General features: G+C 63.0%; 8 protein-coding genes. All 8 read right to left on the bottom strand.

The annotated features are described in order from the left end of the window. Positions 1-78: 78 nt before the first annotated feature. The 8 genes from ACMHLQ_RS16710 to ACMHLQ_RS16675 all read right to left on the bottom strand — a co-directional run bounded on the left by ACMHLQ_RS16710 (position 79) and on the right by ACMHLQ_RS16675 (position 26,441). Positions 79-1,695, bottom strand: coding sequence for an MBL fold metallo-hydrolase (locus tag ACMHLQ_RS16710; RefSeq protein ID WP_415401832.1), 1,617 nt, complete (start codon positions 1,693-1,695; stop codon positions 79-81). Beyond that, on the bottom strand, positions 1,692-1,829 hold the full coding sequence (locus tag ACMHLQ_RS16705; protein ID WP_415401831.1) for a hypothetical protein: 138 nt from the start codon (positions 1,827-1,829) through the stop codon (positions 1,692-1,694). The genes ACMHLQ_RS16710 and ACMHLQ_RS16705 overlap by 4 nt, the downstream gene beginning before the upstream one ends. Continuing rightward, a complete protein-coding gene (locus tag ACMHLQ_RS16700) occupies positions 1,817-13,618 on the bottom strand; it encodes an amino acid adenylation domain-containing protein (protein ID WP_415401830.1) in 11,802 nt (3,933 codons plus the stop codon). The genes ACMHLQ_RS16705 and ACMHLQ_RS16700 overlap by 13 nt, the downstream gene beginning before the upstream one ends. A 14-nt stretch (positions 13,619-13,632) precedes the next feature. Then, a complete protein-coding gene (locus ACMHLQ_RS16695) occupies positions 13,633-19,746 on the bottom strand; it encodes an amino acid adenylation domain-containing protein (protein ID WP_415401829.1) in 6,114 nt (2,037 codons plus the stop codon). A 154-nt stretch (positions 19,747-19,900) separates the two neighbouring features. Further along, on the bottom strand, positions 19,901-23,809 hold the full coding sequence (locus ACMHLQ_RS16690) for an SDR family NAD(P)-dependent oxidoreductase (protein ID WP_415401828.1): 3,909 nt from the start codon (positions 23,807-23,809) through the stop codon (positions 19,901-19,903). Positions 23,810-23,827: 18 nt separating this feature from the next. Continuing rightward, positions 23,828-24,694, bottom strand: coding sequence for a prohibitin family protein (locus tag ACMHLQ_RS16685; RefSeq protein ID WP_415401827.1), 867 nt, complete (start codon positions 24,692-24,694; stop codon positions 23,828-23,830). After that, positions 24,628-24,843 carry a hypothetical protein gene (locus ACMHLQ_RS16680; RefSeq protein WP_415401826.1) on the bottom strand — a complete coding sequence of 72 codons (216 nt, stop codon included), beginning with the start codon at positions 24,841-24,843 and terminating at the stop codon, positions 24,628-24,630. Before ACMHLQ_RS16680 ends, ACMHLQ_RS16685 begins: the two co-directional genes overlap by 67 nt. Next, the gene (locus tag ACMHLQ_RS16675) at positions 24,840-26,441 is read right to left on the bottom strand and encodes an ATP-binding cassette domain-containing protein (protein WP_415401825.1); all 1,602 of its coding nucleotides are present in this window, start codon (positions 26,439-26,441) and stop codon (positions 24,840-24,842) included. The genes ACMHLQ_RS16680 and ACMHLQ_RS16675 overlap by 4 nt, the downstream gene beginning before the upstream one ends. Positions 26,442-26,556 lie beyond the last annotated feature (115 nt).

The following is a 26,556-nucleotide window of genomic DNA, read 5'->3' as shown; positions in this document are numbered from 1 at the left end:
GTCCGGTGTGCCCTGCCCCGAACCAAGCACACCGCGTTTTTGCTGGATTGTCAGAGAGTCTCGATAGACCAAAACGCCCTAGAGATCGAATTCGACCGTTTCGACTGCGTCCTCACTTGTCGCACTTCCATACAGACGCTGCGCGCTCATGCCGTTATCCCGGCACTGGGACAACAGAACGTCGGATTGTTGCATCGGCGTGCTGTCGTCCTCCGGTGCCATCCCGGTGATGAACTTCAACCAGGGTTCCAGCCCCATTGCATAGATATAGACCTGCCCGACATCGAGGCTCTGGATCAGTGCCTGCGCACGCATCGCGTTCGACCCGTCCAGGCGACGCTCCTGATCATCTGCACGGCTCACGGCAAAGGGCAGCATCGCGCCATATAGCCACGACATCGGCGCGCCTTCGCACTCCATCCCGAGGAACAGCGCGTCGAGCCGACCAATCGTTGGCGCAAGGCGGTCATAGAGCCTGGGATCAAGGTTGTTGGAATCCGCGGCAAAGACCATGCGCAGCCCGGCATCGACCAACCACGCCGCCTTGCAGCTGATGTCGAGGTCTGCATGTTCACCGAGGAAGGGCAGCGCCTGAATGGACACATCATCGACTTGGACGGTCTCTAGGTAATCCACCTCGCGCACATCCGGGAACCCGATGGCCAAGAGCGCGGATTTCAGCGAGGGATCGACCATGCTGCCGCCACTGCGGGCCACGAGGATGGTGCCGATCTTCCAGCGCAGGGCCAGAAGCGTCTCGATCAGCACGTGATCGGGGTGATTGTGGGTGATGACCACGAAATCAATGACATCCGGCAAGTCCTCGATGGTGTAGCGCTCTGGCGCGTCACCGGACTCGTAGGCAATCACGGGATCGACCAGCACAGAACGCCCTGCCGCCGATTCCACCAGAACGCAGGCATGTCCGAAATAGCGCCACCGGCTTTGCGCCGGCTTTACCACCGGTTCGGGCGGCGATGCGGGCATCAGGAATGCATCAAACTCAGCGGCTTCGGATGCGCTTAGCCCCAATGCTTCGGCAATGTCGGCGCGGGTCATGGGCTGGCTACGCAAACGGCCCAACACGTCATAGGCCGGGTCCGCAAATGGGCGATTGAAGGCAAACTTGCCTGCCCCCGGGAAGCGTGGCGTTGACATGGAAAACGGGCGTTCATCGCCGGAAATCCGCTGGATCAGTGATCCCTGCAGATGGGGTGTGTAATGCGCGCTTTGGTACAAGAGCGCCTCGAACACGCGCAAGTCGGGCGTGCCGCCCGGCGTGTAGACAAGTTCGAGGTAGCCGCGCAGGTCTTCCGGCATGGCCGCATAAATCTCGGCCATGCTGCCCCCGGACGCGCCGTTTTGCAGCGTACTCCACGCCGTGCGCACGGCGTTGGCCAGTTCAATGTGTCCGCTTTGTGTGTCGCGCGTGCCCTCCAGCAGCTTGACCACATCATCAACGCGCTCGGCAGGATGGTCGATGAAAGGGCCGCCCAGCATGTCCGGGTCTTGCACGGCTGCGGCATGCATCTGCGGGCTGCTGATATAGCTTTGCATGATGGGCAGGTGGCGAAACGCGGTGTTCATCGCATGCGCCAGCGGAGAAACCAGCTGCGTGGTCGCGTACCAACCGGCCACAACGGGTTCCACCACCACATCGGGGCGCAGGCAAAAGGTTTCAGAGGCGTCGGTCATTGCAATTCCTTTATTGGGTCGCCCATTTTCGCAACCAGGCGGTGCGTCAAATCGGCGGGGCTTGGGGCTTCGAAGATGTCCATGAGGGCGCAGGGCAAGTTCATGTCATCGCGTATTCGGATCAGGATTTGCATCGCCAGCAGCGAATGCCCCCCTGCTCGAAAAAGTTGTCCTGTTCCTGAAAATCTGGGCGGCCCAGCACGTCACGGAACAGGCTGAGTATGTGCGCGGCGATTTCCGCTGGTGTCATGTTCGGGAGGGTTCCGGGGCGATCCTGACCTGAAGGGTTTTGAACTTGGCTGCCCTTATGTGCCGCCCCATCGGCAAAGCGTGCGCGCGCGGACCGCATCAAGAGGTGCAAATCCCGCACCGAAACTGCGACCCGTGGCTGGCCCGCCGCCAAAATCCGCATCAGCGCCGCAGCGCCTTCAGCAGCGGTCAGCCCGTCCTCAGCCTGCAACGGGGCCTCGCCTGCTGATGTGCGGGCGGCCTCGGTCATGCCTGCGCCAACCCAATCGTCCCAATTGATGGCCACGGCGCGGTGCCCGGCCGCAGACAGCGCGATTGCGGCCGCGTCCAGATAGCCGTTTGCAGCGGCATAAGCGGCCTGACCGAACTTTGCATCCGGCATCCACGCACCAAGCGTTGAACACAACACGACTTGCGTTTTATCCGTTACGGCAGGTGCAATGGCCTCAAGGCCCGCGATCTTTGGTGCCAGCACGGCAGCGACAGACGGACCATCCCGTCGCGCCAACACGCCGCCATGATCCGCACATCCCGCTGCATGGATCACCAGATCAAACGGGCCCAATTCGGCAATTTGCGACGCGACGGCCTGGCCTTCGCTGACGTCTATCTGCACAGCCCGAGCCACCGCGCCACGATTGCGCAAACGGTCCAACACAGGCGACGCGCTGTGATCACCGCGGCTGGTCAGCACCAGTTCCGCACCGGGATGCGCATCGGCCAGCGCGTCCGACAGCGCGCGCCCGACGCCACCAAAACCACCCGTGATCAGGATGCGCGGCGTGTCCGGCAGTGCTGCGCGCGTCGGTTCCGGGCACTCTGTCGCGACGGGAACATCGTTGAAAAAACCACCCGCTTTCCAGACGAAAAACCCGGTTTCGGGCAGGGGAACCGTGGTGTCCGGCAACTCGACGAGGTCCAGACCGGATACTGCGATCTCAGGGTGCTCAACGGACATAACTTCGAAAGCGCTGCGCAACGCGGCCAGCATCGGCACGACCGGCACTGCACCTGGCACGGCCCCTTGCGTCACCAGACGAATACCGCGCGCCACAGCCCCGTGGGTGATCACGAAATGCCGGGCCCAGACCAGAACGCTTTGCAAGACGGTCCAGTCAGCACCGGGGTCTTCGCGCAACAGAAAGATGAGGTTGGTGGGCGCAGGTTGTTCCGCGTTCAAAACCTGCTCGGGCGCTTGTGCGGTCACGTCTGCGACCGTGGCGGTGCTAACGACATCCTGTGGCAAGAGCGCTGACAGGAAACCCGCAGCGGTGTCGGGCCGGTCCGAGACGATCAGAACCGGGCCGGTGATCCGTGCGCCTTGTACCTGCGTCACCGGTTCCAGATCGGGGCGATAAAACCACGACCCCATGTCCGCACGTTTCGGCGGGAGGTCATGCATCCCACCCGATTTAACAGTAGACGGCGCATGGCGCGTCCGCGCGAAGGGCATCAAGGGGAGCGCCGCTTTCTGCGGAGTTTCGGCATGCAGCGCCTGCCAGTTCACCGACGCACCTTTGCACCACAGATCAGCCAGAGAAGAGAGGAGTTGAGGTGGGGCGTCTGCCCCATTCTCCCCGGCCTGCGGTACATCGTGACTGGTCAGGCATGAGATGCCATTCGCAGCGGCAAGCGCGGTCATGGTGGCCCCCGGCCCCATATCCAGTCCAACGTATGGCCCATCCTCGGATAGCGCCGCCAACGCCTCGGCACAGCGCACGGGATTGCAGATTTGATCCGCCCAATACGCGGGCGCAAGCAAATCACCGGGATCGACCCATGTTCCAGTCACCGTCGACGCAAAGGGCACATTGGGTGTGGACAGCTTTGTTGTGTCAATCTCGGCCTTGAACGCATCACGGGCCGGGGCCAGCATGGCAGAGTGAAAGGCGTGCGAGGTGGCGAGGGGCTGACAGGGGATACTGTCCTGCGCCAGCCGTTTTTTCAACGCGTCCACCACGGCATGGGGCCCTGCAAACACCACTTGGCGTGGCCCGTTCAACGCGGCGATTTCCACCCCGTCGGACAGATAGGCCGTTGCCTCGTCAGCGCCCAACGTCGCGGCCAACATGCCACCGGCGGGCTGGTCAGCGACCAATGCACTGCGCGCAACGATCAGGCGCAGTGCCTCATCAAGGTCCATGACCCCTGCGATATGTGCGGCGGCAAACTCGCCCACCGAATGACCAAGAACCGCCCCAGGCGTCGCTCCCAGCTCTTGCCAAAGACGGGCTGTGGCCACCGAAACGGCAAAGACGGCAGGCTGTGCAAAACGGGTGTAGCGCAAGGTATCCTGGGAATCGTCACCCTGTGACAGGATCAAGTCGTGCAACGAGCGCCCAAGAAGGGGCCGCAGCCGCGTGTCGATATCATCCATGCAGGCGCGATAGGTGGGGAACTGGTCATACAGCGCCTTGCCCATCGCCAAATGCTGGCTGCCCTGCCCAGCAAAAAGGAAGGCCGGGCGCACGCCCCTCGCCTCTTGAGATTTGGCCGTGCGCAGGTTTTGCGTGGCCTCAGTTCTGTCAGCACCGCGCGCCAAAACGGCAGACCGATGGGATAGCGCAGCCCGGCCCGATTGCAAGGTCGCGGCAACGCCTGCGATCGGCGGGCTATCCGCCGCGAGCCGATCCCCAAGCGCTTGTGCGATATCCGCCGTTGCCCCCACCGAAGGGCCAGAGACGGGCAGGATGTGCCACGCCTCTTGGTCATCGGTGGCCTGTACCTGTCGCGTGGGGGCCGTTTCCAAAAGCACGTGGGCATTGGTGCCCCCGATGCCGAACGAACTGACCCCGGCGCGGGCCGTTTCGTTCAGCGTGACCGTGTCACTGGCAATGCGCAGGGCGCCATCTGCGAGGTCAAGGCGCGGGTTCACCACCTCGGCATGCAGGCTGGGCGGCATTGCACCATGCCACAAGCCCAGCGCCGTCTTGATAAAACCAGCAATACCGGCTGCTGCATCAGCATGTCCGATGTTGCTTTTGACCGACCCGATCGACAGGGGCGTCTTGCGATCAGCAAAGACACGGGCGATGGCCGTCATCTCGACAGGATCACCAAGGGCTGTCCCGGTGCCATGCGCTTCGAGCGCGTCGACATCGCCCGGCTCCAGCCCTGCGTCATCAAGGGCGGCGCGCATCGCCTCGGTCTGACCGTCCACGCCTGGTGCTGCAAAGCTCATCTTGCGCGCCCCGTCATTGCCAAGGCCCGTGCCCCGTATCACGGCATAGATCCGATCCCCATCGTCCTGCGCCTCTGACAAGGGTTTCAGCACAACCGCCCCCACCCCCGAAGACGGCACCGTGCCTGCGGCTTGCGCGCCAAAGGGGCGGCAATGACCATCCGGCGACAGGATCATGTCCGGTTCGTAGATGTACCCGCGATGGGCGGGAAAGGACATCGAAACGCCGCCCGCAATGGCCGTGTCGCACAAACCGGCACGCAAGGCCTGCACCGCCTGGATCACCGCCACCAGCGACGTGGAACAGGCGGTTTGCACGGAAACCGCAGGCCCGCGCAGATCAAGACGAAAGGCGGTTTGCGTCGCAAGGAAGTCTTTTTCGTTCGCGGTCACGGCGTGATAACCTGCGGCCCCCGTGATCGAGTGGCCGGCAGGGCGCAACACTTCGTTCAGCCAGGTGTTGTAACCTGCCCCGGCAAAGACGCCCGTGTTTGCCCCTTGTCGCGGGGCATGCCCTGCATCCTCAAGGGCGTGCCAGACGCATTCCAGGAACAGGCGATGCTGCGGGTCCATCAGTTGCGCTTCGCTGGGCCCGATACCAAAGGCCTCGGCATCAAAACTGTCGGCCTGCGCGATGATACCGCGGCGTGCGACATAGGCGGGATTGTTCAGCGCCTTCGGGCACTCGCCTGCGGCCTCAAGGTCGGCGCGCGCAAGGTCGCTCAGCCCTTCTTTGCCCAGTCGCAACATGTCCCAGAACGCATCCAGGCCGTCAGCACCGGGAAAGCGGCACGCCATGCCGATCACGGCAATCGGCTCGGACGCTTGCGCCTGTGGTTGCGCGGATGACGTTGGGTGCCCCGTCTCGGCTAGTGTCGGCTCCGGCACATCAGGCACCTTGGCCCCGGCATCAAGCAGGGCCTCGGCCAACTCCCCGATGGTCAGATTGTCAAACAACGTGCGGGTACGCACCTGAATGTCGAACGCCTCTTTCAGCATGGGCTGCATCCGGACGAGCAGCAGGGAATGCCCCCCGGCGTCAAAGAAGTTCTGATCCGGTGCGACGCGGCGACCATCGAGCAGTTCGGCCCAAATGTCGGTGAGGCCCCCAATGATCCGCTCTTGCGGGGACAGCGCAGGTGCGGCCCGAGGTGGTGCAGGCTGTGGCGCTTCGGCAATTGGCGCGGTCTCTTCTTGTGGTGCAGCAACCTCTTCGGTGGCATCCGGCAGGGCCGCCCAGTCAACCTTGCCATTTGGCGTCAGCGGGATCGCATCAATCGCCAACACTGCCGATGGCACCATATGCGTGGGCAGGTGCTGGCCCAGATCCTCGCGCAGCGCATCCGGGTCAATCACAGCCCCCTCTGCTGGCATAACCCAGGCCATGAGGCGCGGCATGTCATCCGTTTCGGTGCTGCGCGCGCCCACAAGCGCGCGCGCAACCGAAGCCTGCCGCACAAGCGCACTTTCGATCTCGCCGGGTTCAATGCGAAAGCCACGCAGCTTGATCTGGCGATCCAGACGACCGCGGAACATCAGGCTGCCGCTTTGGACCACTTCGACACGATCGCCGGTGCGATAGATGCGCGCCCGCGCGTCCTGCCCCCACGGGTCCGTCCCAAATGCACGTGCGGTCAATTCGGGCCGCCCGTGATAGCCGAGGCCGACGCCTGCACCGCCAATCACCAACTCACCCGTTCCCCCGGCAGGCACAAGATGCCCGTCAGGGTCAGTCACATAGGCAACCGCACCCGCGATGGCGGCGCCAATCGGCACAGCATCGTTTCCGGGCATCGCGTGGTGGAGGGTTGCGCACACGGACGCTTCGCTGGGACCATAGGCATTGAAAAACCGCCGCTCCCTGCCCCAGCTGTCGATCAGGCTTTGCGGGCACGCTTCGCCAGCGGCCACCAACAGGGCCAAATGCGACAGGTCAGTTTCTGGTAAACCGCCAATCACGGTCGGCGGCAATGTGGCAGCTGTGATCTGCTGATCGCGCAGGTATTCCGCCAGTTCGCGGCCACCCAAGGCCCGATCCCGCGATGGGACAAACAGCGTGGCACCCGAGGCCAGCGCCATGAACGTCTCCCAGATCGAGGCGTCAAAGGAGAGCGAAGCGAATTGCAGCGCGCGGTCGGCAGGTCCGATGTCAAAGGCGTGGCGCTGCGCCGCGATCATGTTGTCGAGGCCACCGTGATGGGTGATCGTGCCCTTGGGCTGTCCCGTCGAGCCCGAGGTGTAGATCACATAAGCCGGCATGTCCGGTGACGGATGCGCGGCTGCGTCGGTCGGGGGCTGGGTTACCGCAAGTCTGTCGCACAGAACGACCTTTCGCTGTCCCAGCGCGACAGAAACATCTGCCTGCGTGATGACCAGATCTGCACCGCTGTCGGCGAGAATGTAGTCGATACGATCCTGCGGATATGCCGTGTCGACCGGCACAGCGACGCCGCCAGCCCGCATCACGGCGAGGATGGACACAATTGCGCGGGCAGAGCGCGGTAAAACGACTGCGACAGGCGCGCCCGCAGCCAAGCCAGCCTGTTTGAGTTGCGCGCCAAGATGCGCGACGGCCGCGTTCAGTGCCTGATAGGTGAGCACGGCATCGTCGGCGACGAGCGCCGTGTGATCCGGCAGGATGCGCGCCCAATGCTCTGCCGCCTCGACACCGCGCACAACGGGCGTGTCGGGCCGTGGCCCCTGGGCCAGCGCAATCCGCGCGGCCAGCTCAGCCCCGGAATAGACAGAAACGCCGCCAAGGCTTTGATCCACATCTGCGAGGAAGGATTGGATCACTGCATGCCAATGGCGCAGCATCGCCCGGGCACGGGTGTCATCAATACGTGCGCGATCCCACACCGCCATGAGGCAGGGATCCTCCCCCGATTGAACAACCAGTGTCAGGGGCAAGTCGGTGCGCTCGGCGACTTGTGCCAACCCGATGTCGAGGTCGCCCACCGAAAGGGATGCAGGGCGCGGATAGTTCTGCACCAGCATCATGCTGTCAAAGGGCAGTGAGCCACCGCCGAACCCTCCAGCCTCCAGAATGTCATCCAGCGACAGAGCCGATGATGCGGCGCGCGCCCGTGCCTGCGCCGTCATCTGTGCCAGCAACCCGCGTGGCGTTTCACTTGGGTCGATATCGACGCGCACGGGCAAGGTGTTGATCATCATGCCCACCAGGTTTTCGGCACCGGGCACCTCGGGCGGACGGTTCGACACGGTCAGACCGAACAGCACGGGCCCGCTGTGACCATAGCGTCGCAGCACCAGCGCCCATGCAGCCTGCGCAATCGTTCCGACTGTGCTGCCCAGATCACGCGCCAGATCACCAAGCCGCGCCTGATCCTGCGCGCCAAGGTCGATGCGGTCCGTGCCCGGCGCCTGCACTGCCGCCGGATCTGACGTGCCACTGTCCGCCACAAAGGTGGCGTCGGCCCCGGTCAGGTGATCCGCCCAGTAGTCGCGTGCCGCGTTGAGATCGAGACGATCCAGCCACGCCGCATAGTCCGATGGGTCTGCGGCGGGGGCCAATTGTGGTGCATCCCCCTTAACCATCGCAGCATAGATCGCTTGCCAGTCCTGCATCACCACCGAAACGGACCAGCCGTCCAGAACAAGGTGATGCGCGCTCCAGATCCACTCGTAATGCGTCTCTGTCAGGCGCACCACATGCATGCGCATGAGCGGCCCAGCCTCGACATCGAACCCCTTGGCGCGGTCGGCATCCATCACGCCCGGGATCAGGCGCGCAGCCTCCGCTTTGGGCAGGTCGCGCCAATCCAGGCTGTGCCATGCCATGCGCGATGTCCGGTGCACGATCTGCAAGGGCCGGTCATCCGCAGCAAAGCCAAAGGTGGTGCGCAGGGCCTTGTGGCGCTGCTGCACCATGTCCCACGACCTTTGCATGATCTCCCAATCCAGTGGGCCGTCAATCGTGAAGCGCAGCTGGTCAAAGTACGTCTCGGGCCGCCGCATCGAGTGCAACAGAATCCGGTGCTGCAAGGGCGTCGCCAGCAACACATCTTCAACATCTTCGCCCAACTCGAGGCCAAAGCGGGCGCGCCGGGCCTGGGCGGCCAGTTGAGACAATGCCAATTCAAGATGCTGTGCCAAGGCTGCGGCTTGGGCATGGGCGGAGTGCGGGGCGACCAGCTCGATCCGCATCTGGCCAGCCACCACACCTGCATTGATCTCAAGCACGTGGCTGCGCCGGGTCTCGGGCGCGATCGTCGGCCCGCAATCGGCATCAACGGGCCGGAACGCGGTTTCGGTCCAGCCGCTCAGCACACCGACGTAATTCAACAGGACATCAGCCTCTGGCAGGCTTTCCAACGCGGCGCGGGTCGCGTCAGTGCCGCAATAGCGTGCCATGCCGAACCCAAGGCCCTCGTGCGGGCTGTCCTGTGTTGCGCGGCGCACCTGTTTGGCCAGCGCCTCGACATCTTCACCCGCCTCAAGCCGCAGGGGCATGACGCTGGTGAACCATCCGATAGTGTCCGCCAGATCGAGGTCTTCGAACGGAGAGGCGCGGCCATTGCGTTCCAGATCGACGCGGATGCCATTTGCCCCGCGCTTGGCCTGTGCCATCATGAGACCGACAAGCAACGCCTCATCCGCGCGCAACTCGTAAGCGACAGCCGCATGGCGCAAGAGATCAGAGGTGATGCCCGCTGGCAGGGACAGGCGGATCGACGTGATCTCCTTGTCCTGCCCTGCCGGTATCGGAGTACCGAAAATCGGGTCCACCGGCCCGCCAAGGCTTTGCATGAAATGCGACACCGTGCCTGCGATACCGTTGCCTTTGGCAAACTCTTGCAGCCGTTCGGCCCAGGCACGAAAGGGTGCCCCTGCGGGACGGATCTCGACCCTCTTGCCCGTGCAGGCGGCATCATAGGCTGTCTCAAGATCGCGCAGCAGCACATCCCAGGACAGGACGTCGATACACAGGTGATGGATCGTTAAAAGCAGCCGGTTTTGCGCAGGCAGCAAAAGCGCCGCCACATTGTGACCCTCGGCTGGGTCGAGGGAGGCTTGCAGCTCTGCCATCGCGGCATCCTGCCCATGCTCTGTTTCATGGACATGAAATGCGGGCGTTTGAGCCGTGTCGGCAATCGAAAACGGGGCCGCAGCACCCGGATCGACGCGCAATGCAAAGATGGGATGCGCATCCGCCACCGACCCCAAGGCAACACGCAAGGCGTCGGCATCAACCGCCTCTGGCAAGGCCAGCATCACGGATTGATTGAACTGACGCCATGGCTGGTCGAACTGCGTCGCAAACCACGCAAGGATCGGTGTTGCGGGTATGGGCCCGCGCGTTTCGCCGTGATCTTGCCGGTCGAGGTTGGTGACATGCGCGGCCAGGGCGGCCACTGTCTGATGCTCGAACACATGGGCCGCTGTCAGCGCAAACCCTGCACGCCGTGCGCGCGCAACGATTTGCAAGCTGGTGATGGAATCACCGCCCAGCGCAAAGAAATTGTCGTCAGGTCCAACCCGCTTCTGGCCCAGAACATCCGCGAAAATCGCAGCCAGCCGCGCCTCTTGCGACGTGGGCGGGCGCATGGTCTTGGCTGGTGCGTCAAGACGTTTGCGGGCCAGTGCGCGGCGATCAATCTTGCCCGAGGGCGTGCGCGGCAGATCGGGCAGCACGACAACGCTCTGAGGGACCATGGCAGCAGGCAGCAGACGGCGCAGATGTTCGGTGTAATGATCCGGCGTTTCCGTGCCCACGACAAAGGCGGCCAGCCCCCATTGTCCGGTTGGTGTCGGGCGCGCGACAACTGCGGCCTCGGACACTCCGGCGAGGCTGGCGACGGTTACCTCGACGGCGCTCGGCTCGACCCGGACACCCCGGATCTTGATCTGCTGATCGCGCCGCCCCAGAAACTCCAGCTGCCCATCCCGGCGCATGCGGCCCAGATCGCCCGTCATGAATTGCGGGCCATCCGTACCTTGGCGAAACCGCGGATCGGTCGAAACGCCGTGATATCCCATGGCCACAGCCGCACCAGAGATGGCGATTTCGCCCACCACCATTGACGGTACCGGCATGCCATCCGCATCAAGGATGGACACCGACACATTGGGCAGCGGTGCGCCCAGCGGCAAAGTGCGGGATGCAATTGCGCCGGGGTCTTGGGCAGGCCTGTGCACCAGGGCCGTGATCGTCGTTTCGGTCAGCCCGTACCCGCTTAGCAACGCTGTCTGCGGGCAAAGCGTTCGCCAGGTTTGTGCGGCTTCGCCGTGGACCAGGTCACTGCCCGTGATCACGAGGCGCAAATTGTCTGGCGCGGTCGATGCCGTCTCGCTCAGCTCGTGCACCCAGGCGTGCCAGAACGGTGCGGGCAAGTTGGCCACTGTGACATGTGTGTCGTTGAGCATGGCCTGAAACTGGTCAAGCTCGGTGAGTTGCGCAGCCTCGGGCACCACGAGGCACGCGCCAGCCGCCAGCGCGGGCAGCATGTCCTCGAACACCATGTCGAACGAGGCTGGCGCAAACTGCAGCACGCGATCCTGTGGCGTCAGCACAAAGAGATCGGCAATGCCCAGCATGTGGTTGATCAGCCCTGCCTGGCTGACCGCCACAGCCTTGGCGGTGCCGGTCGTGCCGGAGGTAAAGCACAGATAGGCCGCGCCCCTGTTCTCGTCTGGCCGCACAACTTCCGGCGCAGATGCCAGTCCGGCCATCGGCAAAACGTGCGCCTGACCGAAATCTGCGCTGGCCCCGTCCGCACAGATCACATAGCCAATCCCACCCCGTTCGATGCGTTCTGCGCATAGTTGATGCGCGCTCTTGTCTTGTCCCTCGACCGGCAGAAAGACCACGGTTGCACGTGCCTGCCAGACCCCCAGCATCGCCGCCACGCGGTCGCGGGTACGCGCGAGGGAAATGCCAACAGTATCGCCTGTTGCCACCCCGTTTCCGACAAGGCCCGCCGCAACAGCGTTTGCCAGATCCATGAGTTTCGCAACCGTGACCACGCCTTGATCATCCTCAAGCACGGCACGGTCGGCTGGCATTGACCGCAGGCGTTCGCCCAGCACATCCCACATGTCACCCGATGGGCGCGGCGCGCGCACCCCGACCCAATGGGCGAGCGCTTGGTGCTCAGAATCCGCCCCGGCATAGTCATGGCACAGGGCCGAGAACTGATCGGCAAAGAGTGTGATAGTATCCGGGTCAAACAGATCGGGATCGTATTCCAGATAGCCGGCATATCCCTGCGCGGTTTCTTCCAACGTCAGGCTGACATCCACGTCCGGAGCCAGCGGCGGTGCTGGCAGGATGTCAATTGGGCGGCCGTCAAATGCAGGTGCCGGGCCACCTGGAGGTTGCAGCACGAACATCGCCTGGAAAAGCGGATTGCGGTTCAGGTGACGCTCTGGCGACAGGGCGCTCACGACCTGATCAAAGGCCGCGTTTTGATGTTCCATCGCGCCAAGGACAACCGCACGTGCCCGTTCGATGATTGACGCGATATCCAGCCTTTCAAGGTCCAAGCGCAGCGCAACGGTGTTGACAAAATACCCCACTGTGGCCTCAGTCCCCGGCAGATAGCGGCCCGAAACGGGGCACCCGATGACAAGGTCCTGCTGACCACTCCACCGCGACAAAAGCTGTGCGTAAACAGACAGGTAGGTCACAAATGCCGTGGCATTGTTCCGTTGGGCTAGCGGCCTCAAATCCGCCACCTTGGGCAGAGCGAACTGATGCACAGCGCCCTTCGCGCCCCTGCGTTCGGGGCGCGCGCGATCAAAGGGCAGTGCCAATTCAGAGGGCGCATCGCGCAACGCCTCGGTCCAATAGCTTAACTCGTCGGCGCTGTGGTCCTGTTGCACCTCGTCCGCACCGGCCATGACATCCAGATAGTCGAGACCTTGCGTTGACGGGGTTTGACCCGCAAGCAGGCGTAAAAGATCCTCGATCACCAGCGACATGGACTGCCGGTCGGAAATCATGTGATGCAATGACAGCACCACCAGCGATTCTGCAGCGCCGCGCGGCCAGATTGTGCAGCGAAACAAGGCGTCCGAGGTCGGGCGCAGGGCGTCATAGTCGGGCCTGTCATCTGGCAAAGGCGTGTCGTGACATTCGGGCGTAACCGCGCCCTCTCGCAACTGCAAATGCGGCGTGTCCTCAACCTCTTGCAGGCGTGTGCACAAAATTGGATGGCGGGTGCAGAGTTGATCCAATGCCGTTTGCCACACGGCTTCTGAAAACCGCTGCGGCAGCACAAAGGCCGCCTGCAACGCAAACCCGGTTGCGCCGTCAGTCAACTTGTCGATGAACCACAAGCGTCGTTGGTTGGGCAAAAGCGGCACAGCGACCGGCGATTTAGGGGCAGAGAAATGCGCCAAAATCTCTGCCTTGCGCGCCTTCAACTCGGTGCGCATATCCGCATCCAACGCGCTTGCAGGTCCGCGAATGCGCAGCTTGTCCCCGTTTGCCTCAAGCTCGATCCCGAGGCCTGCCAATTCCTGGAGCATGTCGCAAAGTGGTCTCATATCTCATACTCCACGAGTGTCTTTCGGGGCAATTTGGAAAAGATCATCGCCGCCATGTCCGGCAGCGTGGGATTCGCAAACAACTCACCCACGGGGATGTCGACCAGCAGGGTGGTTTCCAAACGGGTCTGCAACGTGACGATCAGCAAAGAGTCCCCGCCGCATTCGTAAAAACTGCGATCTCGCGGGATGTCCTGCCGCCGCAGCAATTCGCGCCAAAGCCGGGACAGAAGCCTCTCGACCTCGCTCTGGGTCTGCGGCACGTCGCTGGCTGGTGCCGAGGGCCCGCCGACGGGATCATCCCAGGGGGTGGGCAGCGCGCTTTTGTCGAGCTTCCCATTGGGGGTCAGCGGCCAGCTGTTCACGACAGCAATGTGCGAGGGCACCCATGCCTTGGCGAGACGGCCGGCCAACCAGCATCGCAAAGCGGTCTCGGTACTGTCATCGGAAGGATCGGCCTGTCGGATCACCCATGCCACGAGCCGCCGATCCGGTCCATCACCGGAGGGGCCAACCACCGCCTGCGTGACGTCCGGGTGGCTTTCCAAAAGCTGTTCAACGGCCAAGGGCTCGACCCGCGTCCCACGAATCTTGATCTGGCGGTCATTGCGGCCCGCGAACACAAGACATCCCGCGTCCGTCACCCATCCGCGATCCCCCGTGCGCAGTGATGGCATGTCTGAGCCAAAGACATCCGTGACACCAAAGCCATGTGCCTGTGCAGCAGCGCCGCCGACATAGTGCGCCACCTGCGGCCCTGCGATCACCACGTCCCCAACGGCACCGGGCGGCAATGGTTGATCAAAGCGATCCAGAACCGCGATGCAGTTTCCCGCAATCGGTTGCCCGATTGCACCGAGCACCGTATCTGGGCTGTAGTGCGCGAGGGAAACCGTCACCGTGGCCTCGGCAGGACCGTAGGCGACATAGAGGGTCCGGTTCCTCTCCCAGGCATCCAGCGTCGTGCGCGGGCACAACTCACCCCCGACAGCGACACAGCGCAAATCCGGCAAGTCCGCCGCGCCAGTATTGCTCAGCACCGAGGCGGCGACCTGCATATGGGTAATCCGTTGGTGCCGCAAAGCGTGGGTCAGGCTGCGCCCCGCCATAACCTCATTTTGCGGCAGAACGACCAATGTCGCCTGCGCAACCAAAGCCATCGCGATGTCTGACAAGGCGACATCAAAAGCTGGTGCGGCGGCTTGCAGCACCCGGTCGCCTGCGCGCACATCAAGCCTTTGCGCCAGCGCATGCCCCAGCCGGATCAGTGCATCATGCCTCAGCGCAACACCTTTCGGCGTGCCTGTCGTGCCCGATGTATAGGTCAGAGCGGCGGGGACGTCGTGCGCATCTGTGGCCTCTGCCAGGATGGGCGGCAGCGGGGTCGATGTTGTCAGCATCGCCGCATCAAGGACGACGGCCACTTGGGCATCTGCGCATGTGTCGGCGCGCCGCGCGCTCGGCCAACTGGGATCAAGGATGACCACGCTCGCGCCGACGCGCCACACCGCCAGAATGCCCACGAACCACGGCACGCCACGTTCGCAGGCGATCCCGACGGCCATAGCAGGGGTCACACCAGCCGCGCGTAGGCGCTGCGCCATATCCATCACGCGATCTTCAAGCTGTCGGGTGGTGACCGCGTCGGTGCCGTCTTGGGCGGCCAATGCATCTGGGGCGGCCCTCGCCCAGGCCGCCAACACCTCATCCAGTCGGCCCGTTGCATCCGGGCAGTGCGCGGCGGCGGACCTCAACAGGCCTGGCAAAGTCGCAGCGTCCACCAGGGGCAAGCCGCGCGCCTGCGGATCAGCGGCCGCATGGTTCAAAATCGTGCGCAAGGCACCACACAGCGCCCGGGCCAGGCTGGATGGAATGCGGCCAGTGTCGTATTCCATCTCCAGCTTTTGACCTGTGGCGGTCTTGCTCAGCACCAGCGCCAAATCCACGCGTGCTTGCGTAGGCTGCGATTGACCAACCCACGCCACATCGACGCCCGACAGGGACAAGCGCCAGTCAAACCCATCCTCTGGCACCACCATCGTGCGGATTTCCGACTGATCCGCGCGCCAGCCCGCGCCCTGATCCTGCACCCAGTCCAAGGGGATCATGTCGAACGGGCCCGTGTCCCGCACAGCCTGTTGGGTTTGTGCCAAAGTGTCGGCCCAAGTTTCCACGGGATCGGGGTCAAGCGCCATCAGGACCGTGTTGGCGAGAAAGCCGACCGTCCGTTCCAGCCCCGGCGCGCCGCGCCCCGCGCGCGGCAGGCCAATCAGCAACGGCCCGTCCGTGCCAAAGCCGCGCAAGGTCAATGCCCAGGCTGCGCAGATCGCACCAAGCGTCGTTGTGCCTGGCGGGGCTGCGCGCACGATCGTGTCCAACGCAACCGGGTCTACGTCGACATCGCACCGCAGCGCAGCGCCGCCCCGTGGCGATCCGAGCATGCTTGACGGCAACTGCGGCCCTGCCGCACCAGCGATCCGCTCCACATATGAGGCAAGGCGGTCTTGCAACATCGGGCGCGTTTCGCCCTGCCAGACTGCCACGTCAGCGGTTTGCAAGCCCGGCCCGGCAAGTTCTGGGCCAGCATGTACGTAATGATCATAAAGCCGTGCCAGATCATCCAGGATCACTTGCGCCGACCATCCGTCACTGGCCATGTGATGCACACTCACGATCAGCAAGACGCCCGTATCGCGCGGATAGATCAAGAACCGGGCCGGGTTCTCTTGCGCCAACATGAATGGTCGCGCCGCCGCCTGCTGCATCAACTGGTCGGCGGGTGTGGTGCGGTCGTCATGCCATGTCAGCGCCTCAGAGGCGTCTGGCACATCCATGAGGCACATGGACACTGCACCGCCCTTCGGACGCACTTGCGTGCGCAAGCTGGTGTGGCGCGCAAAAACACCCGTCACGGCCCGCGCCAGTGACGTCGTGTCCACACGGGCATCGAGGGTATACGCGGCCACCAGATTGTAAGCGGTGCTGTCCGGCTTGTCACGATGCACGCGCCACAGCCACGCCTGATTGGCCGTCAGCAGACTGCTCTGCCCGTGGTCATGGGCCATCGGGATTGGGAGTTGAGCCGCGCTTGTCCGGTCTGCGCCATCCGGCGTCGTCGACAGCTCCAAATCAATGGTAGCTGCCAAGTCGCCAAGCTGCGGCGCATCGAAAATCATGCCCGGTTCAAAATACCGTCCAAACGCGGTGGCCAGTCTGGACAGGATCACAATGGCGCGCAGTGAGGTGCCGCCCAGCGCAAAGAAATCCGCATGCGGGCTTGGCACCGGGACGTTGAGGACCTCGGCCCAGATTTCGCCAATCCGCTGCGACATCGCGGTGTGTGCCACGTCACCCTGGTCAGGCGGTTCTTGCCAGTCCATAGCTTGCGCTTGCAGCGCCTTGCGGTCGATTTTTCCGGTTGGGCCAACCGGCATCGAGTCAAGGACAAGGAACCGCCCGGGCACGGCAGACCCCAATAGCCGCGCACGGGCGTAGCTGCGCCATGCGCTTTCATCGGCAATCCCTGATGCCGTGCGGGTCAGAAAGGCGATCAATTGAGTGCGGTTGTCCGCGTTGCTGGTCGCAACCACGACGCATTGGGCAACGCCCGGTGCGCTTTCCAAAACGCGCGCAACATCGCCCAACTCGACGCGCACACCGTCGATCTTGACCTGATCATCGCGGCGGCCCAGCAAGACGACATCGCCATTGTGATCAATGTAAGCAAAATCGCCCGTGGCATAGCCGCGTGCCCCTTCAAAGGCAGCCATGTTCCGAAATCTTTGTGCGTCCTGCGACCGTGCGCCGCGATATCCCGCTGCCAGACCGACACCGGACACAACCAGTTCACCGGGAAATCCGCAGGGCAAGGCACGCCCTTCTGCATCTTCAATCGCGACCGCGTTGCCGGGCAAGGGACGACCAATCGGCGTCACTTTTTGCCCAGGTTCGGCAAGGTGGTGCGTGACATCGCCGGAGATTTCGGAAGCGCCGTAGAGGTTCAGCAACTGACAGGCAGGAAGCTTCTCACTCATTTTGTCCACGACGCGCGGCGGTAATGCCTCACCGCTGGCAACACATAAGCGCAGCCGCGACAGCAGGTCGGAAATGCTCGGCACGTGGTCAAGCCAGACGGATATCAGGCTAGGCACCGCCACGATCCGCGTGACTTGGTGCTCTGCCATGAAACGTGCCAATGCCGCTGGATCCCGTGCGACATCCGCACCCGCGATGACGCTTGGCACACCTGCGGCAAGTGGCCCGAGCATCTCGGTCAGCGCATCCACAAATGCAGGCGACGTCTTGAAACAGGCGACCTCGTCACGCGCCCATGGATAGGCCGCCTCCATCCAGAGCAAACGGTTTATGAGCCCCTGATGCGTGCCGCACGCGCCCTTTGGACGACCGGTCGAGCCCGATGTGAACACGATGTATGCAAGGTCTTGCGGGTCTCTGTCCGGCCAATGCGCGGGTCGCGGTATGTCGCGCGCAGGCGTTGGATCGATGCGGGCCTGCACCACGCACGCGAGCCGTTCATCGGTATCATCCGTGACAAGCAGCGTGGCCTGCGATTGCGCAAGGATATCCCGGCGGCGTTCAAACGGGTGATCAGGATCCAGCAGCACCAGAACGCCCCCTGCCCGCAAACAGGCCAGCACGGAGACCACCTGATCCATGCCGCGCGGCAGTTGAATGGCGACCGCATCGCCGGATTGCACCCCCTGGGCCAGCAATGCCGCGGCCAGCCCCTCTGCCCTGTCACAGAGCGCAGCAAAGCTGATGTCGCCCCTGTCGGTGCGGATCGCGGTCGTCTGTCGTTGCGCCATCCGTTCGAACAGCCAAGTACCCAGATGGGTTGCATTGCTTGTCATCGGTGCTTGGGTGTCGCGATCCGGGAGCGGCCAATCCACGGTGCCAAAAGGTTTTGCGCCATCGTTCAGCACATGCGTGATGGCACGGGTCAAACACTGCGCGATGTGGGTGCGCATTGCTGGTGCAAACAGGCCGTCGCGGAGTTCCAGCCGTAATGTGATGCTATCCTGTTCGACCGCTTCCAGCGCGATATCGGCGCGGGCAATCGGGCCATGTACGGGCCGGGCCGTCAAATGCTGCGCGGCGGGCATGGCAGGCAAAGCGTTGAAGATTGCCTGAACCAGCGGTGCCTTGTCCTTGCGCCGGGCCACACCCGATGCGGCCACAATGTCGCTGAACCCCACCGCGGCATGCGCGACATCCCGCGCCAACAGATCGCGCGTGCGGGTCAACGCGGTGTCGACGTTTGCCGCCCCGTCCATGTCGAGGCGCAGCGGGATGAGATCGGACAGGCACCCCAGCACTGCATCCGACCCCGCCTGATCACGATGTGAAACGGCAGTGCCGACCACGACGTCCGATGTTCCGGACAGACCGGCAAGCAGCAGCCCATAAGCTGATAGCAACAGGACGAAGGGTGTTGTGCCCAGCTCGGACGCGCGCGCGCGCAAGTGGTGTGATTGCGCGGCAGAAAGACGGATCTGTTGGCTGTCATAACCTGAAAGCGGCGCGCCATGTGCGGCGGGCAAGGCCAATTCCGCCGGGCAGTCGGCCAGACGTTCTTGCCAATAGGCCTGTGCCGCCATGCGCGTCGTGTCCAAGGCTTTCCGAGCGGTCTGCGCATGGTCTTGGGCCTGCATCGAAGGCGCGGTTAATTGGCCCTTATCTGGCCCCAAAGCCTGATCGAGATCGTGCACCAGAACACCCAGACCAGTCCAATCCATCACCGCATGATGCGCCCCGATCAATACGCCGGACACCAGCCCATCGGGGTGCGCCGGATCAATCGGGGCGGGACGCATATGCCACGGGGTTGGCATATCCATCTTGAGGTGCATGTCGCCCAATGCCTGGGCCAGCGCATCCGGCGACGTGTCAGACAACGGCGCCCCGAACGGTATGGCCACATCGTCCTCAATCCGCAGGTCCAAATCGCCATCGCGATCCAAATAGCGCGTGCGCAAGGCTTCGTGCCGTGCGATCACTTTGGCCAAGGCAGTGCCAAGCGCGGCATGCGGCACGGGCGTGTGAAAGGTGACCCAGACGCCGAGCGCATTCAGACCCGGCGTCGGGTCCATTTGTTCCTGGGTCCAAAACCGCTGCTCGGCCACGTTCGGCAGCGGGGCCGTATCCCGCTGGTGCCCGGGCTCGTCTGATGGTTGGGCCGCAGAAAACCCTTTTGCTTCAGGCGATTGGCCAGTGCGCTTCGATCTATTGCCCCCAGTTTCGTCATCACGCGGGCTCTGCATGATCTTGGGATGCGCCGAGCACGTTCAAAATCTCTTGCGCGGCTGCATCGGCAAGGCCCGGTTCGGCTTCGCGGTTGCGCAGGGTGGCGGCCATCTGAACGGGGCGTGGGGCCTGAAACACGTGGGCGATCCCAAGGTCGACAAAGAACAGCTCTGACAGGCGTTGTGCGAGGCTGGCAGCCTGCAGGGATGTCCCGCCCAGCGCAAAGAAATCGGCAGTGATCGGCGCGTGATCCAGGGACAGGGTTTCGGCCATCGCGAGGGCGGCAACCTGTGCGACGCCATCATCCGCCCCGTCACCTCCGTCGCGCCACCCGACCGACAACTGGCTATGATCAATCGCCCCCTCCACAGTTTTGGGCAGGCTCGCCAAGAGGTGGAGAGGCGCGGCGCAATCCGCCCCGCGCGCATCAGGCAGGCTGACCACGCCGTCAGGCCCATCCCCTGCAACCCATATCCGCGGGCGCAAAACGGGACGGGCAGCGCGGACATCTTCGAGCCATCCGTGCCGGGGGTGGCGGACATCCATTCCGCCGATCACATGACCGGATGGTTCCGCCATCGCATGGCGCACCAGGGCAACACCCGCCGCATCCCCAAGGGGCAACAAGCCGTCGGCATGCAACAATGCGGCGCTGGTGCGGTCCTCGCTCATGCCTCGGTTTTCCCAACAGGACAGATCCAGACGCACATGCGACAGCCCCGCCGCCGCAACGGAGGATGACATTTCGGCAAGGGCGGCATTGATGGCACCGTAGGCTTTCATCCGGCCACCAATCTGCCCCACGATCGAGCCTACGGTGACCAGCTGCAGACCGGGGCGCTGTTTCGCCAGTGCAAGTGCAGTTGCGAGGCTTGACTGCGCCAACTCCCAGACGCGCAAGAAACCATCCGCGTCCATCTGGTCATCTTCGGGCGCAAGGGCGGCGAGATGCAGAACACCCGCAATCCTGTGACCCAGCCGCACCTCTGCGTCGGCAATGCGTTCGGCCATATCGGCGCTGCCGAACTCACCTGCCAAATAGAGGGTTGTGCCCTTGACGTTCAAATCCTTGAGTGCATTGGCTTTGACCGTGTCCAAAGCCTCTTCAGGCGTGCGCCCCACGAGGATCAGGTCAGTGCCTACAGCCTGCAACTCCTTGCAGATATGGCGCCCAATACCCCCAAGCCCGCCTGTCACCAGCCACGGACCAGCAGGGGTAACTGCATTGCGCAGGCTCGCTGTCTCTACCTGCTCAGGGCGCCATCGCGGGGCGCGCCATGCGCCGTCCCGAAAGGCGCACACTGTCTCGCGCGCGGCCAAGATCGCGCGTCTTTGGGCGGGGCGATCATCGCAATGCACATCCATAAGCGCCCAATGCACATCCCCGATTGTCACATCAAAGGCGCGCACCAGCCCAACCAACAAGGCATGATCAGGCGCGACATCATCGACACCGTGTGTCGCAACCGAATTTTGGGTGAGGACGAGCACGCGGTCCGGCCTCAGGTCAGCGGGCAGCCGGGCAATCTGGTTTCCCAAGTGCTGAAGTCCATCATAGCCGCTTGTTGCGCTCTCGCCCATCAAAGGCGCGACAAATACGACGGTTCGTCCTGCCACTCCGGCCAGGGGCAGCGCGCCATTCAGCGGCATCCGTTCGTATGGAACGTCAAGAAAATCGATGTCGGTTGCAGGGTCAAAACAGACCAACACGGGCGAGACCTGCCTTGCATGCGCATGCGGCGCGCTGATCTTTCGCCATACCCGGCGATGCGCCGCGAAGGGTGCCACATGAGGCGCCCCTATTGCCAAAGCCACCTGTGCGATCTGATCGTCAAACAGGCCTGCGCACACCTGATCCTGCAATGTCCGCCGCACAACCTTGCCAATGCTGGTGCGCGGCAAATCCTGCGCGCACACCGGAACCAAAAGGTCGGGATAGAGGGCCAAGCGTGCGCCCAGCCTGTCCCGCAGCGCAGTGGCCAGCTGCGCCAAAACAACGGGATCGTCGCGCCATTCCTCATGCGCTGGCGCAAAGAATACGGCCAGTTCTTCGCGGTCACGACCGGGCCGCTTTATGGCGGTAACGACAGTTGCGGCGTCATTCAGCCCGGGAATGCCCGCCAGGGCCGCCTCGATCTCATGGACAAAGTAAGTAGCGCCGTTGATGTTCACCGTGTCCTTGAGCCGGCCTGTCAGGTACAGTTCCTGTCCCGCGACAAAGCCCAGATCGCCGGTGTCATACCATCCGTCCTCGGACAGGGCGGATGCGTCGATGCCGTGATACCGGCTCAGCAATTGCGGCCCTGTCACTTCGATGCGCCCGATCTCGCCCTCGCGCAGGTACGTCCCGGCCTCATCCACCGCGCGAATTCGGGTGCCCGGCACCGCACCGCCAAGGCTGGTGAACGGGCCACGCGCACGCCCCAACCGCCCAAGGGTGACGGCCGAGCAGGTTTCGGACATGCCGAGCGACGGGATCATTACCTCGGCACCCGCCATCCCGAACGGTGTCATGGAAGCGATGAACGTATCCAGCACATCCTCTGTCACCGTTTCCCCGCCGTTGAAAATGGCGTGGAGCGACGAGAGGTCCCAATCCTTGGGATGGCGTTGCGCGGCTTGCGTGATGAGGGCGAACGAGAAGTTTGGCGACCACGTCAAACCGGCCCGGTTGTCAGATATGATATCCAGCCAGCGGGTCGGGTCTGCGAGGATCCAGCCGGTATCGGCATGAACCTGCGAGACCCCCAGGACGCAGGCACCCGCAGCTCCGAACATGTAAGAGCCCACGTGATCGCGGGGCATCCAGTTGAACATTGGGTGTCCGTCCGTCACCCCGGCCCCCTGGCGCAGGGCCGCACCGATCATCGACAAAACAGCGCGATGCGATTGCACAACACCCTTGGGCACGCCGGTGCTGCCAGAGGTCAGAAAGATCACTGCGTCGTCTTCTGGATCAATTTGTGCAGGTTCTGGCACAACCCCATCGTGTGTGATCAGGCTGTGCGCGTCCAGTTGCCTGAGCGTGCCGAGGTCCGCAAGCGCCCGCGCGCCGTCCAGAATGATCGGCGGATGCCCCAGCACCTGTGCCGCAGCCTTCAGCCGTGCGATGGCGTCGGTATTGGCGTCATCCTTCGCGGGCACGGTGATCAGCGCGGGCACGATGCCAGCCAGGGTCGCCCCCCAGATGATCGCCGTGCTTTGCATCGCATCCGTGACGTCACACAGTACGATGTCGCCCTTTTTAAAACCATGTGCGACCAGCCCCGCCTGGACCCTTAGCGCCTGACCGAGGACCGTATCGTGTGGCAACCGGTCCACCTGACCGTTTGGCCGATAGATCACGATCTCTTGCGTCGACCCCTGCAGCCGCATCACCGCCTCGGCAAGCGTGACGGGATAGCCGTCGGGTGGGGTGTAAGGCGCCCCCTCGATCAGGGCGGGCTGGTTCGACAATTTGCGCCCGAACCCGGTGCGGTCTGTGGGGGCCATAGGTGCCGCCTGCCCATTCCCTGCGCCAAACGGCGCGCGCGCGACCGGCGCAACGTCCCACGCAAAGGTCATCGCAACGTCGGAGGTATCGAACTGCGTAGCGATGCGGCGCGTCGCTGCGTCTTGCGCCGCCGCTGACCACAAAGGGGCGTCCCGAAGGATGTTTTCGGCCAAAGCCGTCGCTGGCACGATCACATCCGCACCGCCTTCCGGGCGCAAAATGCCCGACGGAGGATCAGTTGCCAAAGACGCCGCAGCCGGGCCGACAACGGCCAGAACGCGCAGCGCACCTGCACCGTACGGCACATCGTACACAGCGCAATCAACGATACCCGGAACAGCGCTGATACGGGCGGCAAGCGGGTCAGAACCGTCATCCGCATTGCAGTCTGAACTTAACGTGCTGTGCCCACCCATCACACATCCGATCTAAGTTTATGGTCTGTCGCTTGGTATCGCTGCTGGTTCCGCCGGATCCGCAAGCGGATCAGACACAGTCTGTTGCTGGTCTGGCTGCGGTTCCGGCGGCAGCGGCCCACCAGCATCCAGTGGTGTTTCCATGTCCAGAATGACGGGCAGTCCATCATCGCTGTTACCGAAAATGACCACTTTCGAGTTCTGGGATTCCGCCAGTCGCAGGGTCGCCTCGATCCCGCGCCATTTCAGATAGCTTTCGGAAATCGCTGGCGCGATCGTGTTCTGGAAGTTGCGAATGCCCTCGGCTTCGATCTCTTTGCGTTGCTTTTCCAGTTCTTCGCGTTGAACGCGGAAGGCGTATTCTTCGACGACTTGCCCTTGTTCGAGCTTGTTCTCGATCGCACGCTTGATCTGAGCCGGGAGTTCAACGCGCCGGATCAGAACATCCGTCAGCAGGATCAGCCCCAGTTCGTCCGGCTCGGGTTTGCGACGCCCGAGAATGCCGTTTGGCAGGTCCTTGGAGGTGACATCCGCGTAAATCTGCGATTGCACATCCGTGCGCCCCTCGGTCACCAGTGCTTCGGCGTTGTACTGGGCGATCACGGCACGGGTCACCGACCCGATCTCGGGCACCAGAACCTTTTCGACATAGTCAGGGCCGATATTCTCGTTCAGCGACACGACGTTTTCGCCAATCAGCCGCCAACGAAAGGTCAGCGAGATGTCAAAGTGCAGCCCGTCATTCGAAACGACCTGATAGTTGTTGTAATGGGTCTGGAGGCGCAGATCGTAGGTGTAGAATTCATCCCACGGCCAAATCAGATGCAGACCCTCGCCAAGCGGGCCGACCGAGTTCCCCCCTCGGAGGTCGACAGGCGGTGCCACAGCACGCTGTAATGGCCGACGGGGGTCGTGTGCACAATCGACTGCCACAGCACGACCAGCAAAAAGAGCGCGACCAGAATGACAAAGCTGAGCGACAGGCTCACCCGTCGAAACGCCAGAATGAATGGAGAGAGAGGTTTTTTAGTCATGGTGCCAACGCTTCCAGACGGCCTTCGGTCATGTGGTATCGACGGTCAGCGCAGTCAAAATAGCGGTCGTCATGGGTGACCGCGATGATAGTGGTGCCGCGCGCTTTCAGCTGCGGCAGAAGCGTTTTGTAGAACGCCTCGCGTGTTGCGGGATCTTGATCAGCCGCCCATTCATCAAGCACCAGAACAGGTCGGTCTTCGGCCAGCGCCAGCGCCAATGCGAGGCGTTTGCGCTGCCCCGTCGACAGCTTGTGCGGCAACAGGTCTGACCCTTCGGGCACTTTGCCGTCGATGCCCAGAACACCCAGCCATTTGCGCAATTCCACATGGCCCTCGGGGTCCAGCGCATAGGTTTTGGGGAACAGGTGAAAATCGGCAAAGACAGTGGCAAAGATATCGCGATAGGCCTGCGGCGGCCATTTCGGAATACCCTCTCCGTTCAGGGTGATCTGCCCCTCGTCGCGCGGGTAGAGCCCGGTCAACACCCGCAGCGCAGTTGTTTTGCCGGACCCGTTTCCGCCTGTGATAAACACGATCTCGCCGCGCGAAACCGTGAAATCCAGATCACGCACGGCAAAGGCCATGTCGTTGCTATCGGATTTGTGCGCATAGCTGACCTGATCCATGGTCAGGTTTTCAAACGGGCCATCAGCCAAAGTGGCATCACCATGCTGGTTGTCGAGACAGGCATCCACCGCGCGCTCGAACCCATTGATGGCCCCAAGCCGGAATTTGGCGATGGAATAGTGATGGACGCTGTTGATCACCGACCCGATCGGGCCCAGCAGGAACAGCACCGCCATGACAACGCGCGATATGTCGTCCTGACCTGATCCGTTCAGAACCGGCAAGGCGAACACAACACCCCCGGCCAAGAGGTAGGACACGCTGGTTCCCGTCGAAATCACTTGCGAGAACAGAACGGCAGAGGTGGTGCGACTGTCAGACAGCTCTTGCGAGGTGGCGCGCATATCCGCCTCAAGCGCTGTCCGTTTGCCCGCGTTCAGACGCAACTCCTTGGCCCCATGAACAATGGCCTCCGAGTAGCGGCGATGCATGTTGTCGGATGCGGCGCCCTCTTCCAGGGCGGCATCCAGTTCTTTGTTCAGGGCAAAGTACCCGAAAGCCGTGACCACAGCGATCACCAAAGTCAGCAGACCGGCCGCCGGGGACAGGATCAGCAGATAGCCATACATGAAGACCAACAACACAAGCCCTTCGACACCTGCGATCAGGGGCACAGCCGCCTGGCTGAGCGCAGCGTAGTGGGCGGACAGGCCGTCCATCACGCGGTCAGCCTCGAGGTCTTCGACATCGCGCAGGGACAGTTGCAGCACCTTGTCCGTGATACGAGTGCGGCGGTGATGCAACGCGGTTTCGATGCCGCGCCCTGCCCGGCTGATCAGCAATCGTTGGGCGAGGCGGTAGATCACCAAAAGACAAATGAACAGGACAGCGACCAAAGTGGAATAGCCGTGATATTCGATCAGGCGCGCTTCGGTATTGAGCAGGAAGAGAACGCCCGTACCGCACATCGCCGACAACAGCACAATGGCCAGCCATGTGCCGAGCGAGATTTCCTCCGGAATGCGGGGCATCTTCAGTCGCCATTTTCGATTATCATCGGCGCCACGCTCCGATAGAAATCGCAGCATGGCGTCACCCGTCGATTGTCCGGTCATTTGATTGGCCTTGATCGCCTTGCTGGGCGCG

Origin of the sequence: Tateyamaria algicola (assembly GCF_047715485.1) — a bacterium.
Classification (GTDB): Bacteria; Pseudomonadota; Alphaproteobacteria; order Rhodobacterales; family Rhodobacteraceae; genus Tateyamaria.
This window is presented reverse-complemented; position numbering and strand designations above follow the sequence as displayed.